The sequence below is a fragment of the Gallaecimonas pentaromativorans genome, assembly GCF_003751625.1.
GTDB lineage: Bacteria > Pseudomonadota > Gammaproteobacteria > Enterobacterales > Gallaecimonadaceae > Gallaecimonas > Gallaecimonas pentaromativorans.
This window is the reverse complement of the sequence record NZ_RJUL01000008.1, coordinates 1-15,177: the sequence shown is the minus strand read 5'-3', so window position 1 is coordinate 15,177 and position 15,177 is coordinate 1. Positions and strand designations below refer to the sequence as shown.

The 15,177-nt window shown below is 58.9% G+C and carries 10 protein-coding genes and 1 rRNA gene; 3 read left to right on the top strand and 8 right to left on the bottom strand.

The features are described 5' to 3' along the window. The first annotated feature begins 11 nt into the window (after nt 1–11). On the top strand, nt 12–1,688 hold the full coding sequence (locus tag EDC28_RS14635) for a toxin-antitoxin system YwqK family antitoxin (protein ID WP_170164139.1): 1,677 nt from the start codon (nt 12–14) through the stop codon (nt 1,686–1,688). 6 nt (nt 1,689–1,694) lie between these two features. Here the strand turns inward: EDC28_RS14635 and EDC28_RS14630 are convergent, their stop codons facing one another. The 7 genes from EDC28_RS14630 to crcB all read right to left on the bottom strand — a co-directional run bounded on the left by EDC28_RS14630 (nt 1,695) and on the right by crcB (nt 9,741). Beyond that, nucleotides 1,695–2,159 (bottom strand): hypothetical protein, encoded by a 465-nt coding sequence (locus EDC28_RS14630; RefSeq protein WP_050659190.1) that lies wholly within the window; start codon nt 2,157–2,159, stop codon nt 1,695–1,697. A 17-nt stretch (nt 2,160–2,176) separates the two neighbouring features. After that, nucleotides 2,177–2,929: a hypothetical protein gene (locus EDC28_RS14625; RefSeq protein WP_123422110.1), complete on the bottom strand. Its 753-nt coding sequence runs from the start codon at nt 2,927–2,929 to the stop codon at nt 2,177–2,179. Nucleotides 2,930–3,118: 189 nt separating this feature from the next. Next, nucleotides 3,119–3,613, bottom strand: coding sequence for a DUF6622 family protein (locus EDC28_RS14615; protein ID WP_123422109.1), 495 nt, complete (start codon nt 3,611–3,613; stop codon nt 3,119–3,121). Nucleotides 3,614–3,710: 97 nt separating this feature from the next. Beyond that, nucleotides 3,711–4,616: a M14 family metallopeptidase gene (locus EDC28_RS14610; protein ID WP_050659188.1), complete on the bottom strand. Its 906-nt coding sequence runs from the start codon at nt 4,614–4,616 to the stop codon at nt 3,711–3,713. A 74-nt stretch (nt 4,617–4,690) separates the two neighbouring features. Continuing rightward, nucleotides 4,691–7,012 carry a Tat pathway signal protein gene (locus tag EDC28_RS14605; protein WP_170164138.1) on the bottom strand — a complete coding sequence of 774 codons (2,322 nt, stop codon included), beginning with the start codon at nt 7,010–7,012 and terminating at the stop codon, nt 4,691–4,693. Nucleotides 7,013–7,176: 164 nt separating this feature from the next. Next, entirely contained in the window at nt 7,177–9,354 is a 2,178-nt protein-coding gene (locus EDC28_RS14600) for a S9 family peptidase (RefSeq protein ID WP_123422107.1), read from the bottom strand. 9 nt (nt 9,355–9,363) lie between these two features. Continuing rightward, nucleotides 9,364–9,741, bottom strand: a complete 378-nt coding sequence (gene crcB / locus EDC28_RS14595) for a fluoride efflux transporter CrcB (protein ID WP_050659344.1) — start codon at nt 9,739–9,741, stop codon at nt 9,364–9,366. A 225-nt stretch (nt 9,742–9,966) separates the two neighbouring features. Here crcB and EDC28_RS14590 point away from each other — a divergent pair, with 225 nt between their 5' ends. Then, nucleotides 9,967–12,222 (top strand): EAL domain-containing protein, encoded by a 2,256-nt coding sequence (locus EDC28_RS14590; RefSeq protein ID WP_123422106.1) that lies wholly within the window; start codon nt 9,967–9,969, stop codon nt 12,220–12,222. After that, the gene (locus tag EDC28_RS14585; RefSeq protein WP_123422105.1) at nt 12,222–14,093 is read left to right on the top strand and encodes a sensor histidine kinase; all 1,872 of its coding nucleotides are present in this window, start codon (nt 12,222–12,224) and stop codon (nt 14,091–14,093) included. The genes EDC28_RS14590 and EDC28_RS14585 overlap by 1 nt, the downstream gene beginning before the upstream one ends. 995 nt (nt 14,094–15,088) lie before the next feature. On the opposite strand, the gene rrf is transcribed toward EDC28_RS14585, so the two are convergent. Next, nucleotides 15,089–15,177, bottom strand: a 5S ribosomal RNA gene (gene rrf / locus EDC28_RS20525); the annotation flags it as partial.

The window sequence follows — 15,177 nt, the reverse complement described above, 5'->3', positions numbered from 1 at the left end:
GGACAGCCACCATGCGTTTTATCTTGATGTTGCTGCTGCCACTGGCGCTGAAGGTGAGTGCCGCCCAGGTGTGGCTGGACGATCACTGGAACCGCACCGACCCCAGCCAGGCCAGCTTTTATCTGGCCGAGCCGCTGGCCGAAAAAGACGGCCGCTGGTTTGGCACCATCTATTACAAAAGCAGCGGCCAGCAGCGCTTTGTCGGCAGTTTTGACCGCCAGGACATCAACAGCGCCGTGGCCGTCGGCCCCTACCGGTATTTTCATGAAAACGGCCAGCTTGAGGCGGTGGGCCAGCGCGACAGCCAGGGCTATATCAACGGAGTAGTCAGTTACTACAACAGCGACGGTAAGCTCAGCCGTGAGCAGCACTATGTCAAAGACCGCCAAGTGGGCGAAGAAAAGCAATATGGCGAAGGCGGCCAGCTGGTCGCTCTTCGCCACTACAACTCGCGCGGCCAGCTCGATGGCCGCCAGGCCTACTTTTGGAGCAGCGGTAAGCTGCGCAGCGAAACCTTCTATAAAAGTGGCAAGCGTGACGGCACCGACAAAGACTGGCGCGAAGACGGCAGCTTAAGCCACGAAACGGCGTACTTGGCCGGCCGCCAGCACGGCGAGTCCCGAAGTTTTGACAAACGCGGCACCCTGGTACGCGTCGAGCACTACCAAAGCGGCAAACGCACAGGTGAGCAAAAGCGCTTTTATAGCTCGGGGGTGCTCAGCGAGTTGTCGGTCTACGACAGCCAAGGACGCCTTAGCCAAACCCGCCGCTTTACCGAAGCCAGCACCCTGAGCTACCACAAAACCCTGGCCTACCAGGGCAAAAACCGCCTGGAAACCGAGCAGTACTATAAAAACGGCAAGCTTGAGCGGCGCCGCCAGAGCGATAACGCCCGGCGCTGGATACTGGTGGAAACCTTTGCAGGTGGCGACCAACCTATCACCCGCCAAGAAACCCTGGCCGGGCGCCGCCAGGGGCTGATGCTTGAGCAATACACAGACTTCCAAGGCCGCCGCCACATCACCCGCAGCCACTACCAGAACGGCGAGCGCCATGGCCCCTACAGCGAAAGCCGCGAGGGCACCGTGCTGGCAGAAGGCCAATACCAGCAAGGCAACAAGGTGGGCACCTGGCACTATCACCAACAAACCCTTAAAACCGAGCATTACAACCAGGCCGGCGAGCTCGACGGCGAGGTGCGCGAACAAACCCCGGCAGGCCAGCTGTTGCTGCTCGCCCATTACCGGCGCGGCCAGGAGCACGGCCAGTGGCTGCAATACGATGAAGATAGCCGCTTGCTGGGCAAGGGCATGATGGAAAAGGGCCTTCGCACTGGCGAGTGGGTCTTCCAGGCCCCTTATGAAGAGGCCCCCCGGCTCTGGCAGGGCCGCTACCAGGCCGGCAAGCAAGTGGGCAAGTGGCAGGCCAAAGATGAGGCCGGTTACCTGCTGGGCACAGCCCAGTACGACCAGCAAGGCCGCCCCCAGGGCACCTTTTACCGCTTTGCCGCCAATGGCCTGCTGGAAGAAGTAAGCCGCTACCAGGATGGGGAGCTTGACGGCGAGCAGCGCCGTTACAGCGGCGGCGTGCTCTACAGCACCGAGCATTACCGCCAGGGAGTGCCGGTGGATGAGGGTGCCAAACCCTGCCCAGCAGGCGACACCGACTGCCTGCTTTTTGGCAACTAAACGGGGTTAGTCGGCCGCCAGTACCTTTTTCAGGCAGGCCTGGGTACTGGCCACGATATGCTGGGGCTGGCAGGTCAGCAGCTGCGCCTTGACCTTGGCCAGTGGCCAGCTGATGCGCCCTTCGCGGCGAAGCTCGCACTGGGCCGCCACCACGCTGCTGTAGGCCAGCATTTCATCTTTGAAACTGCTGGTCAGATCCAGGTCGTGAACCTGCTCGACCAGGTCGCGAAAGGGCCCTTCGGCGAGGCGAGGCTCGCTCTGGGTTTGGTAGAGGGTGCGGGCCATCAGCGCCCAGTTGCGGTCCTTGCGGGCCTGATCCCAGTCCTTGCTGCGGATATTCCATTTTATGCCCGCCAGCACTCCGGCCAGGGTAGATTCTGCCTCGCATTGCGGGTCTTGGCTAAGGGGAGGCGGCGTGCTGGCGCAAGCCTGAAGTAACAGCGCCAGCAGCGCTACAGCGGCAATTCTCATCGATTCTCCATCACGCTTCAAACAGCGGCGCAACTCTGCTGTGTCTGGCTGCCTTGACTGATTATGCCTTTCGCGTGTTTAAAACATTCCTTTTTTGCCTTTAATGCGGCAATCTTTTTTTCGATAGTCCAACTAGCCATCTTGCGCTGAGATTTTTCAAACTCAGTTATATGAGACCAATAATCCCTATGGTGTGCTTTATTAGGTGATTCGATAATGTCTTCAACGATGCGGAATAGACTTTGAAAAGCCTCTTTATGCCGGTAAAGGTCAACAACAGAAATTGCCTGAACCTTTGTGGTTAAAGCTGAATTGACCTTAGTGTTGTTTGAATTAAGTGCGACCTTCCACTGACCATGAGCAATCTTGTTTCTCAGAAGGCTTGGGTCATAAATATAATGGTCTATCAATGAATCGATTTTCTGACGCGTGTTAGCGACATGACCACTACTTTTACCTTGAACTTTTTGGAGAGATAGCTCTACACACTTTTTCCAAGCATCCACGATATTTTTCCTCCCTCGAGATTTTACTTGTGAAATCTCATCGAGGGTCAGTCCATCTGGTGTGTGGATTACTTTCGAGAATACAGCTTCAGCAAATGCACAGTAGACTTGAGCTAGAAGTTTGGTGTGAATTTCGGCTGTAGAATTATCGCCGCTAGAATAAGCAGCATTGATGGTTTTGTTAATGTGCTTCCATGCCTGCTCCAAAGCTCTAACGTTCTCTGTTTGGGCAGCAAAGACATCAAGTCTATCTTGTTCTAACATTTGTCCAATCCAAGGTAGGTAAAAAACACTCGCTGAAAATGCTCTTTACCTACCCGGAATCGAACCGGGATCCCACTCAGAGAGTGGTGCCTTTCCAAATTAGACGACAGGTCCACTTGCATTTTCAATTGCTCCGCCAGATGTGTCAACTCATGACTGAGGAAAAACACTAAGCATCACTCTGGCTATTTATTCCGGCTGGCGCGCCAGGCGCCAAAGGCGCCGGGCTCTTGCCAAAAAGAGGCCACTTAGCACCCCATAGAGCAGGCAGAGTATGGCCACCACAGCCGGCTCGGCCAACAACTGGCTGTGCAGCGCGCTCAGTACCCCCACCAGGTACTTGGTTAAGAAGATGCCGAGGATCAGCAGCAATGGCAACCAACTGCCTTCCACATGAAACTGGCCGCTGTGGGCGTGATAGCGCGCCTTGACCAGCGTGAACAGCTCGCCCGCCACCAGCGCCGTTACCGCCAGGCCCGCCAGCCACAGCCCCAAGTGCAGCGCCGTAGCGCCAAAACTGCTGATAAGGCCAAGGGCCGAGAGCACCACCATGACCATGGGCAGTATCAGGGCCCGGGTGCAAGAAAGCTGGCGGGGGCGGCTTTGGGCCACGCCAAGATACAGCAAGCCCAACAGCAATCCGTAGACCCACAGCGGGGTGTGTTTGAGTATTTCAAGTACCATGACAGGCTCCTTTTGGGTAGGTTGCCTGGCAAGGTTATCGGCCCGCTAGCAGCGCAACAATGTGCCAGAAGTCACGGCTTGGCGGGCCTTGGGAGCATTACCTGGCCAGCAGGAACTCCAGGGCGCCGCACACGGCGGCCACCTGGGCGGCGTTGCAGATGGCCGGGGTCGCCTTGGGGCTGTCCGGGTACACCTCGGTGGTGCAGGTGTAGGGGGCGGTGGTTACGCTGGCGCACAGGCCCAGCTTTTTCAGCGGGTATTCAATCACCCCGGGCGCCACCACTTTGGAGCCGATGATGGTGCCGTCCGGGTCGGCCGGGGCAATGTGGGTTACTTTGGCTACCGCTTCGACAATGGCCTGCTGAAAGGCCGGCTGCGGGGACTCGCTGTTGTCCACCACGTAAAAACCATCGGGGATGGTGCCGGGCTCAAAGACCTTGCCGTCGCGGGCCGCCAGGGCCGGGCGGAACTCGGACTCGTCGCTGTCGGTGGTTTCGTGCAGGTCGATATGGCAGACAAATGCGGCCCCGATATCGGCAACCAGTTTTTGCAGAGCAGCCGCTTCTTCCGACGGGCTGTCAGCAATAAAAGACCGGTTAGGGTCCAGCGCCAGCGGGTTCCAGCGGTTGATCACCTCATACCCCCAAGGGCTGATGCAGGGGCAGATCAGCAAATTGAAATGCTGGCCGTAGTGGCTGGCCTTTTCTCTGGCAAAGGCAATGGCCCCCTGCACCCCGGAGGTTTCGTAGCCGTGCATGCCACCGGTGACCAGCACATAGGGTTTACCCGGCTGCCAGTTGGGGGACTTGAGCGCCAGCAGCGGGTAGCGCTCGGGGTCGTAACTCAGGGCGCCGTATTGCACCAACTCCAAGGCTCCGGCCAAGGCCTGAACCTGACTGACGACTTCGTCCTGGTAGCTGCGCTGCAGATGGCGCTCGGCCAGCCACTGGGCCTTTTCCTGCTCGCCCCAGGGCTTACCTGGGGTACCGATGTGATAGGTCATCTCTGTTGCCTTTGCTGCTGACGAAAAGACCACAGGGTAGCAAAGTTATGCCGCCAGCAGCAGGGGCCACGCCCTTAGCCAAGGCGCCCCTCTATCGCCAACACCTGCCCCGCCTTGCCGCGAATAACAAAGCAATCCTGGCCAAGGGCTTCGGCCGGCTGGCCGCCCACCAGCAACTGCTGCCAGCGCTGGCCTTTGGGCAAGCGAAGGGTCAGGGTCAGCACCTCTGGCAGCTTTTGGGGCAGCGTGACCGTGCCACTCAGCCGCCCCTCAGCCAGATGCAGTTGCAGGCGATAACCCACCTTGCCCCAGGGGGTTGGAATGGCTTCACAGGCAACGGTTTTGCCGCTTTGCCACCAGGCATGGGGTACTGCCTTTGCCAGGTGCAATTGGGGGCCGTCGTCAAACACCAGCGCCCAGCGCAGCAGCAATGGGATGGTGAGCTGGGCCGGCATGCAAAACAGCGGCATGCCGCCGGTGATGTCGCTCACCTCGCCGGCAGTCCAGCTGCCGGGGGTGTGGGCGTGGTAGCGATGGGCGTACATAAACAGCAGGTACTCATCAACCCGCCCCAGGCGCAGCAGCTGCAAGGCATAGCCGTAGGAGATAAAGCCCAGCAGGTTGCGCTCTTTGTCGTTCGGCGCCGTGATATTGGCCACAACACCGATGCTGGTGGCGCCATAGGCGCGCATGCAATCGATCACCAGGTTGGCCAGATCCGCCGGTAACACGTCGGCGTGCAGCAGCTCGGCATAGACCCGGTGCGGCCAGCCTTGCTCGCTGGGTTGCTGCTGGGCAAGGGCCTGGCGGAAGGTGAGCGCTACCCCAGGTAGCGGGCCGATATAGGGCGGGCTCATGTCGTGGCGGATATTGGCCCTGATACTGGTTTCAAGGCGGGCCTTTAAGGTGGCGGCCCGCTGGCGCCAGCGCGCTGCCAGTGCCGGCTCGCCCCCCAGCTGTGGCCAGATGGCGGCGATATCCACCAGGCCACGGACGGTCATGGCGCTGTTGGCGTAATAGGGCTTCCACCAAATGGACGGGTCTTCAAACAGGCAGGCATCCGACTCGTTCCAGCCATGGATAAGGCCATAGCCCGGCGCCGTTTTAGGTAATGCCAGGGCGGCGTCGTGCAGCTCAAGCAGCAATGCGGCGGTGGCCGCAATCTTGCCTCGGTGCTTTTGCAGCAGGGCTTTGTCGCCGGTGAGCTGAAAATAACGGGCCAGCAGCGACAGGGTCAGGCCGAACTGGCCGGTCTCGGGGCCGCGCATGTTGATCATGCCGTCCTCATAGACAAAGTCGCTGAAGTATTGGTCCAGCACCGCACTGGCTTGCGCAAAGCGGCCCCATTCGAGGTTGGCATAGAGCGAGCTGGTGAAGGTGTCTTGGAAGCCGTCGTACTCGGGGCCGTAGTAGTCGCGGTCAACGGCGCCGTATTTGGGGTAGGTGCCACCGGGGCGCACTACCAGTTCGCGGGCAAAGGCAAAGCGGGCCATGTCGCTCCAGCTGGGGTCCGGCAGTTGGCAGGGTGCCATGTCGGCCAATTGCTGCTGCCAGTAGCCGGCAAAACGCAGCAGTGCCCGGTAGAAATCGGCGGCCGGCGGCGGCTCGCGGCGCGGCGGATAGGCGGGGTAGCTATGGGCGTAATGCACCTCCAGTACCTTGCCTTTTTCCATCAGCGCCGAGCGGTGCCAGGTTTGGGCAATAAAGGTGTCGGTGGCGTCCACATCGGCAAACACCAACAGCTCGTAGTAGCGGCCGTCCCCCAAGGGGACCACCTTATGTACCGCCGGCATCCAGCCCCCTACCAGCCCTTCAAAGCGCTTGGCGGCCAGTTCATCCGAGCCTGCGCCTTTAAGCACTTGGCGCGGGTGATAAGTACGGGTGCGTCCATTGGGGTAGACCATCATGGTGTCGTTACACTGGCGGGTGCCCACAAAGCTGTTCCAGGGCAGGCGTCCGCCGTAATCGGCCGGGTTGAGCTTGGAGGCGAGCGGCGGCGCGACAGTGCGCACGGCGGTTTCATCAGGCTCGCCGTTGGCCAGCAGGGCATCGGCCAGCAGGTCGGCGTCGCTGAGGGCAACTTTGGAAAGCGCCATGCCAAGGTAAGGCGGGGTATCGCCGGCAAAGGTGGCCTCCAGCCTTTTGGTCAGCACTAGCGCCTGCTGGCCTTGGCTAAAGACCAGGGCGCCATCCTGGCGCTGCCAGTCTTCATAGACGGCCCAGCGCTTGCCTTGCTCGTCAAAATGGCAAACCAGGCTGTACCCGCTTAAATCGACATCCGCCAGGGGCGCCGTTTTCACCGCCGCCCACAGTGGCGCTGGGGTGGCCTTGGCATCCATCACCGCCAACGCGGCGGTTGCGGCCGCCATGGATTGCAAAAAGTGTCGTCTGTCCATCCCACCCTCTTGGTGTCGTAAAGCCCAGGCATTTACGTATACCGTATAATATATTTATTTTTATAACAGCCATGAGAGCATGATCTGGGCCACAGTTCGGGCGCCTAAACCGGGAAGGATCAAAAAGATAGCGACAAAAAAGGCCGCGCGAGGCGGCCTTTGGGTCAGAGGTTGGGGGCGCTGATAAGGCCGCGCCCCAAGGTGCGGTCAAAGAAGTGGCTGATGGTTTTATACATGTGGATGCGGGTTTCCCGGCCATAGAGGGAATGCTTGGCGCCAGGATAGGCCATCAGTTCAAAGAGTTTGCCCTGCTGCTGCAACTGGTTGGCCAGCTTGGTGGTGTTGCTGAACAGCACGTTGTCGTCGGCCATGCCGTGGTAGATAAGCAGCTCCCCAGCAAGACCTTGGGTGTAGGGAAATACCGCCGAGCGCTCGTAGCCAGCGCCATTGGCCTGGGGGGTATTGAGGTAACGCTCGGTATAGTGGCTGTCGTAGAGGTACCAGTCGGTTACCGGCGCCCCGGACACCCCGGCGGCAAAGGTATGGCCTGAGCGGAACATCGCCATTAAGGTCATGAATCCGCCGTAGCTGTGGCCATAGATGCCCACCCGGCTGCCATCAACAAAATCTTGGGCTTTGAGCCACTGGGCGCCTTGTACTTGGTCAGCAAGCTCGGCCACCGCCAGTTGCTGGTAAATGGCATCTTCAAAGGCCTTGCCACGGTTGAAGCTGCCGCGGTTATCCAATTGGAACACCACATAACCGCGCTGCACCATGTATTGGGTCCAGAGGTTGGCCTCGCTCCAGGCGTTGACCACCAGCTGCGCATGGGGGCCGCCATAAACCCGCACTATGGCCGGATAGCCCTTTGGCGGCATCGGCGTGGACGGCTTGAACACCTGATAATGGAGAGTTTGGCCGTCTTCGGCCGCCAAGGTGCCGTATTGCGGCGCCGTCCACTGGCCCAGATAAGGGCTCAAGGGGTGACGCTCATCGAGGCGGTTTTCCACCAGGTACGCCAGGCGCTGCCCGCTGGCGTCATGAAGGGCAACCTGGGGCGGCTGGTCAAAACGCGAGTACAAGTCCAGGTAATGGCCGGCATCCGGGCTGAAGGTGACCTCATGCCAGCCGGCCTCTTTGGAGACAAGCTCGGGGCTGGCGCTGCTGCCATCGAGGCGAGCGCGATAAAGCTGGCGCTCTTTGGGGTCGCTAAGCCAGCCGCTGAAGTACACCCAGCCACTGGCTTCGTCCACCACCTTCACGGCATCGAGCTGCCATTGCCCTTGAGTGAGCGGGGCCAGCTCGCCGTCTTTTAGGTGATAAAGGTGCTTAAAGCCGCTGCGCTCAGACGCCCACAGCAGGCTGTTGTCGGCTTTTAGAAAGCGCAGATCGTCGTGAAGGTTCACCCAGGTGTCGGCGCTCTCGGCCAGCAGCAACCGGGTGTGGCCGGTGGCAAGGTCAACACCGCGTAACTCAAGACGCTGCTGGTTGCGGTTTTGCCACTGGTAGGTCAGCAGGTTGGGGTCCTGGCTCCAATCGACCCGGGCTATGTAGATGTCCTCATCACTGCCAAGGTCAAGCCAGGTCACGCTGCCGCTCTCTACGCTGAGCACGCCCAGCTTCACCCTGACATTGGCATCGCCCGCCGCCGGGTAGCGCTGCTGGATAAGCTCGATACGCTCGGCGTAAATCTCGTTACGGGTCACCTCGGGCACCGGGCTTTCGTCCACCTGCAAGAAGGCGATTTGGCGGCTGTCTGGTGACCACCAATAACCGCTCAGCCGCGCCATCTCCTCTTGGGCCACAAACTCGGCCATACCATTTTTGATGGGGCCGGCGCCGTCTTGGGTCAGGGGCCGCACCTGGCCGCTGGCAAGGTCCAGCACCCAGAGGTTCTGGTCGCGCACAAAGGCCACCTGGGTGTCGTCGGGGCTGAACTTGGCGTCGAGATCAAAAGCCGCAGAATCGGTGAGCTGGCGCGCCTGCCCCCCTAACGGGTAGTAGTAAAGGTTGCCAGCCAGGGGGAACAGCAACGCCTTGCCGTCGTGGGACCAGTGGTATTCGACAATGCCCGAGGCAAAGAGGCGCTGGCGCTCACGGCGGGCTTTTTCCTCGTCGCTGAGGGATTCGTCCCCTTGGTGCAGTTGGTCGGCATCCACCAGCAGCCGCAATGTGCCGCTGGCGATGTCATAGGCCCATAAGTCCAGCCGACTGGGGTCGTTGTCGCGGCCTTGTAAGAAGGTCACCAGGCGCCCGTCGGGAGAAAAAGCCGGCGCCCGCAAGGCAGCACCGGAAAGCCCCGGCGCCGAGAAGATACGCTCGAGAGTCAGTGCGTTGCTCATGGCCGCTCCTTACAGATGGTGGCGGACCAACGCCATGCCGGCCACGGCCAACAAGATGGTCAGGCTCAGATTGAGGAAGATGTTGAGGCCGGCTTTTAAAAAGTCGCCCTGCTCCAGCAGCAGCACGTTGTCCATGGCGAAGGTGGAAAAGGTGGTCAAAGCCCCCAGAAAACCGATGCCGATGAGGTTACGCCAGGGGTAGTTTTCCATTTGGCCACTAAGAATAAGACCCATCAGGATGCCCATCAGCAGGGAGCCCAGCAGGTTTACCGCCAGGGTTCCGTAGGGAAAGCCGCGGCCCAGCAGCCAAACCGCAAACTCGCTGATGCCAAAACGCAACATGGCGCCCACAGCGCCGCCCAGGGCAACAAACAACAATGCCTGCATGATGTACAACTCATCAGAAAAGAAAGAATAACCAGAGCCTACCGATGCCGGCTTTGAGATACCAGCCTCAAGGCCCGGCAAGAGGGGGCAAATTCCCAACAAACTCCGTTCCCAACACGGCAACCTCACTGGCGGCCAAGCTTGCCAATGCCTATAAGTGATAGTGACTTACAGACAATCTAACCGCCGGGCAGCCGCCGGTTACGGCAGGTAGCAGGAATAACCATGATCAGGAACGATCTTTTTGAGTTTGCCAGGGAAAAGACCGGAGACAAGGACACCAGCCCCCAACAAGACTCGGCTCCCTGGCGTATTCTCTCGGTTGAGGATGACCCGGGCTTTCAGGCCTCCATCCTTTATTCCCTATCAAACCTCCACTACCTTGGCCGCCGGGTAGAGGTGTTGACCGCCAACTCCATTCCTACCGCCATCGACGCCATCAACTGCCACAGCGATATCGCCCTTATTCTGCTGGACGTGGTGATGGAGGTAGACGACGCCGGGCTGCGGCTGGTGGAGACCATTCGTAACGTGATTGGTAACCAGTCAGTGCGCATCGTGCTGTTGACCGGCCAGCCCGGCGTGGCGCCGCGCAATGACGTTATCGACAACTACGACATCAACGAATACTGGGATAAATCCGAACTCAAAGGCCGGCTACCGTCCATTGTCACCACCAACCTACGCTCTTGGCAGACCCTTATCGAGTTGGAACAGGCCCGCAACGGCCTGCAGATGATTGCCGATGCCTCCCGCGCCATGATCAACCGGCAAAACACCGAGCAGTTTGCCCTGTCGATACTGGAACAGGTATCCGAGATCATCGGCTTATCAGCCACCGCAGACGGTATCGTCGCCCTGCTCTACGATGACGGGGTGCCACAAAAGGTAATTTGCGCCAGCGGCGCCTTTAACGGCATGACGGTGGCAGAGCTGGGGGACGAGGCAACAGCCCTGGCGCCGCTGACGGACGACATTCGCAGCGCCATTAAAAATGCCCTTAAAAACCAGGCCAATACCATCAACGAGCATTGCTCGGTGTTTTACTTCAAGTCGCAGGTGAACCGCGAATTTAGCCCCGAGCTAAACCAGCACTACCTGATCGTGGTGAAATCCCCCATCAAGCTCAGTACCAGCCATATCAGACTCTTGCAGGTTTTTGCCGAGAACGCCCGCATCGGCTTTACCCAGATAGCCCTGACCAATCGCCTCAATGAGCTCGCGTACCTGGACTCGTCTTTGAAGATCCACAACCGTAACTGGCTGCTGCGAGAGCTGTCTTTGCTCAACGAAGAAGAGCGCCGGGCTACTTCCCTTATCGCCATTTCCATCGACGACCACTTCTCTTGCAGCCTGACCTTCGGCCACGACCATATCGAGCGCATCATCCAGCAACTGGTGCTGCAACTGGCGGCCGGCGACCCGATATTCAGAGACATCGCCCGCATCGCCTCAGACACCCTGGCGGTGATGGTCAGCCAAGGCGCCATGCCGGGAGAAGAACAACTCAAACGGCTGGACTCCTTTGAAGTGACGGTCGACGCAGTGCTTCACTCCCTGCCACTCACCGTCACCAGCATCAGCCTTAGCGAAGTGGGAGAGCTGAGCGGCGAAGATGTGCTGAACCTAGCGCGGGTAAGCTTGACCAAAGCCCATGAAAAAGGCCTTTCCTACCTGCCTTATTGCCCGCAGATAGCGCGCCAGCAGCGGGAGCATTACGAGATATTGCAGCGCTCGTTCAGCGCCTTGGAAAACAACGAGTTCTTTTTGGTGTTCCAGCCAAAGGTCAAACTGGGCGATGGCCGGCCGTTGGGGCTGGAGGCGTTGATCCGCTGGCGAACCGCAGACGGCACCATGATCTCGCCGGAGCTGTTTATGCGCCTGGCCGAAGCCTCCGGCACCAGCCATGTTATCGATATCTTTGTTTTTGAAGAGTGCATCAAAGCCATCAAGCAGTTGCACCAACTCGGCTTCTACCTGCAATTGTCCTTCAACGCCTGCCTTAAGGATCTGGTCAATCCCCGCTATATGGAGCGGCTGACCAATGTGCTGACACAAAACCCGTTGCTGGCCCCCTTCTTGGAGCTGGAGATCACCGAATCCCAGGCCATGGCCGACTATGACGAAATCAGCCCGCTGTTGGAGGATCTGCGAAAAACTGGGCTGAAGATCGCTTTGGATGACTTTGGTACCGGGTATTCGTCCCTGGCTCATCTGGCCTGGATGCCAATCGACATCATCAAGCTGGACCGCAGTTTTGTGCAGGACCTGCTGCTTAGCGAAGTAACCCACTCGCTTGCAGACATGGTGATAAGGCTGGGGGAGAAGTTTGACTACACCATCGTCGCCGAAGGTATTGAGACGGAAGAGCAATCGAGCATGCTGTTGCAACTGGGCTGCACCCTGGGCCAGGGCTACTACTACGCCAGGCCCATGCCTTTGCCGGCTTTGCTCGATTGGCTTGCCACCCAGGCCCGTTGATGGCAAGTCGCCGTTACCACAACCGCAGTTACCTGCAGCTACTTTACCTGACGGTGCTGCTGCTGCCGTTGCTGGTAGCTGGCTTCTGGTACAAAACCAAGCTCGCAGATATTCAAAGCGACATGGAGCGGGATCACCACAATCTGCTGACCAGCGCTATCGCCCTTATTAACCGCGAACTGGGGGATATTCGCAATGCCCTGAACCTGCTGCACCTCGACCACTCCCTCAATATCGCCCTGGACAGGCAACAGGCCCCTCAACTTGGCATAGCCGCCGATGTTTTTACCCGCTTCGGGCTGTCCATCCGTAATCTCCAGCAGGTGCGATGGCTGGATGAAAGCGGCATGGAAATGGTGAGGGTCGACATCAAGAACCAAAAGACGGTGATTGCCCAACCTTGGCAGCTACAAAACAAGGCCAACCGCTATTACTTTGCCGATGCCATGAAGACCATGCCGCCGGCTTTGTACTTTTCCCCTATCGACCTCAACGTTGAACATGGCGCAGTGGAGCGTCCTTTTAAACCGACGGTAAGGGTGGCCTTTCATACCGGCATTATCGACCCCATGCCCAACGGGGTATTGATCCTCAACTACGATCTCACCAAATTATTCAAACACTTAAGCTCGCTCAAGCAGCATCAAACCCAACTCAGCATCGCCGACGACAACGGCTACTGGTTGCTATCGCCACAAAGTGACTGGCAGTGGGGGCGCGATCTCAACCACCCTCAATACAATCTAAAAACACAGACACCGGCATTGTGGCAGGAGCTGACCAAGGATAAGACGGACAATGCAATGGCCTTTAAACTTGGCAGCGTATCCAGTGAACGCAGCAGCCTGATGGCAGATGGCAGCCGCGATATTTTCCTACTGGCTATCACCCCGGCTGCACAAACCCAGGCAAACCGGCAGCGCGTACTGTGGGAGGCAGGCGTGATTGCTTTGGTGCTTTTTATCCCAGGGATTTGGCTTATCAGGCACGAGCGCAATTACCTGCACAGCCTCAAGGGGCTAAACGATCAGCTGGACCGCGACAATCAGCGCCTTTTTGAGGCACAGCAACAAGCTCAAACCCTGCTTGAGCAGCAGCAAGTCCTGCAAGATGATTTGGTCGAAGCCAGGAAGCTCTCCTCCCTCGGCATGATGGTGGCGGGTGTTGCCCATGAGCTCAACACCCCTATCGGCAGCGCCATGATGGCCATATCCAAACAACAAAGTGATTTGGACACCCTTAAGGCTCAAATTAGCGGCGGCCTCACCCGCTCTGATCTGGATAGCTTTCTTGTCAATGCCGAACAGGGACTGGCCTTGGCTGAGCAGAACTTGGCCCGTTCCGTTACCTTGGTGCAACGCTTTAAACGGCTGGCCATAGACCGCAGTAACGAAGACGTTGTTGCTTTTAAACTGCTGCAAGTAGCAAACGACCTTACCGACGCCATAAAGATACGAGCGGCCAAACAGCATGTTGCGATAGTGCTGGATATACCGCCAGAGATTGAAATGCGTTCGCAGCCCGGCACCCTGTCCCAGGTGCTACAGAACCTAATCACAAACGCCTTGGATCATGGCTTTGACACTAACAACAAAGGCAGCATCAACATTAAAGCCAGGCTGGAGAAAGGTTGGGTATCTATTACGGTTTCTGACAACGGCAAGGGCATTGAGCCCAGCTTTATCCCCCAGATCTTCGACCCTTTCGTTACCACAGGTCGCGGCAAGGGCAACTCTGGCCTGGGGCTGCACTTTGTCTACAACTGGGTCGTGAGCGTGCTTCGCGGCAAAGTCAAAGTCCAATCCCGGCTAGGCCAAGGCACCACGTTCTTCCTACAACTCCCACAGAATCTCGAAACACCGGCGCTGTGATCCGTATAAATAAGGGAGGTACAGCGGTGGGTGAGCCTCGAAGTGAAAGCGCTGCTTTCACGCAGGCGACAACTTTGCCTGGAGCAAAGTTGAACATCGGAGCCAAGCGACGATGGCCCGAAGGGCGAGGACAGGGACAGTCCGAGTAGTGCGAGCACACCGGATGTGCGAACGGGGTGACTGGCCAGGGAAGGTTTCCGAGAGGGGACGGCTTTCATAGCAATGTGAGAGGCGAGAGCAAAGAGCCACTTTTGAAGCCTGGCGGTGGCCAGGGCCGCGCAGAGCGCGACCCGCTACGCCGGGCAGCATGAAACTGTTCATGCCGCTATTCCCGGCTTCGCCCTCCTCTCACAGGGGAAGGACACTGCCTGCGGCAGCGGCTTGTTTGCTTGCCTCCATGAGAGGTGAAGCTACATCACATGGCGACAAGCGCGTCGGGAACCGGCGCTTGGACGTGCGCAGCACGGTCCCGAAGGGACGACGCACAAGGACGTGCGTTGCCATGCCACACCGCTTGCGGCGGTGGCCGTGATGTACGGGTGGGTCACCGCCGGGCGTAGCCCAAATGCAAAAAGCCGGGGGCGCCGAGCCCCGGCCTTTCTCTCGCCCGAGGTGGGCCCAGACTTTTGCGTTTCGTGTTAGGTGCCTGGCGGTGGCCAGGGCCGCGCAGAGCGCGGCCCGCTACGCCGGGCAGCATGAAACTGTTCATGCTGCTATTCCCGGCTTCGCCCTCCTCTCACACGGGAAGGACGCTGCCTGCGGCAGCGGCTTGTTTGCTTTCGCCATGTGAGGTGAAGCTACATCACCTGGCGACAAGCGCGTCGGGAACCGGCGCTTGGACGTGCGCAGCACGGTCCCGCAGGGACGACGCACAAGGACGTGCGTTGCCATGCCACACCGCTTGCGGCGGTGGCCGTGATGGGCGGGTGGGCGCCGTTGGGCGCTATAAACGAAAAAACCCCAGCCGTAAGGCTGGGGTTCTTCGTTTATTAGGTGCCTGGCGGTGACCTACTCTCACATGGCGAATGCCACACTACCATCGGCGCGGCTGCGTTTCACTTCTGAGTTCGGAATGGAGTCAGGT

Bases quoted from the DNA above. Each gene is read 5' to 3' on its own strand.
- EDC28_RS14635 (WP_170164139.1), top strand. From the start codon at position 12: ATGCGTTTTATCTTGATGTTGCTGCTGCCACTGGCGCTGAAGGTGAGT.
- EDC28_RS14630 (WP_050659190.1), bottom strand. From the start codon at position 2,159: ATGAGAATTGCCGCTGTAGCGCTGCTGGCGCTGTTACTTCAGGCTTGC.
- EDC28_RS14625 (WP_123422110.1), bottom strand. From the start codon at position 2,929: ATGTTAGAACAAGATAGACTTGATGTCTTTGCTGCCCAAACAGAGAAC.
- EDC28_RS14615 (WP_123422109.1), bottom strand. From the start codon at position 3,613: ATGGTACTTGAAATACTCAAACACACCCCGCTGTGGGTCTACGGATTG.
- EDC28_RS14610 (WP_050659188.1), bottom strand. From the start codon at position 4,616: ATGACCTATCACATCGGTACCCCAGGTAAGCCCTGGGGCGAGCAGGAA.
- EDC28_RS14605 (WP_170164138.1), bottom strand. From the start codon at position 7,012: ATGGACAGACGACACTTTTTGCAATCCATGGCGGCCGCAACCGCCGCG.
- EDC28_RS14600 (WP_123422107.1), bottom strand. From the start codon at position 9,354: ATGAGCAACGCACTGACTCTCGAGCGTATCTTCTCGGCGCCGGGGCTT.
- crcB (WP_050659344.1), bottom strand. From the start codon at position 9,741: ATGCAGGCATTGTTGTTTGTTGCCCTGGGCGGCGCTGTGGGCGCCATG.
- EDC28_RS14590 (WP_123422106.1), top strand. From the start codon at position 9,967: ATGATCAGGAACGATCTTTTTGAGTTTGCCAGGGAAAAGACCGGAGAC.
- EDC28_RS14585 (WP_123422105.1), top strand. From the start codon at position 12,222: ATGGCAAGTCGCCGTTACCACAACCGCAGTTACCTGCAGCTACTTTAC.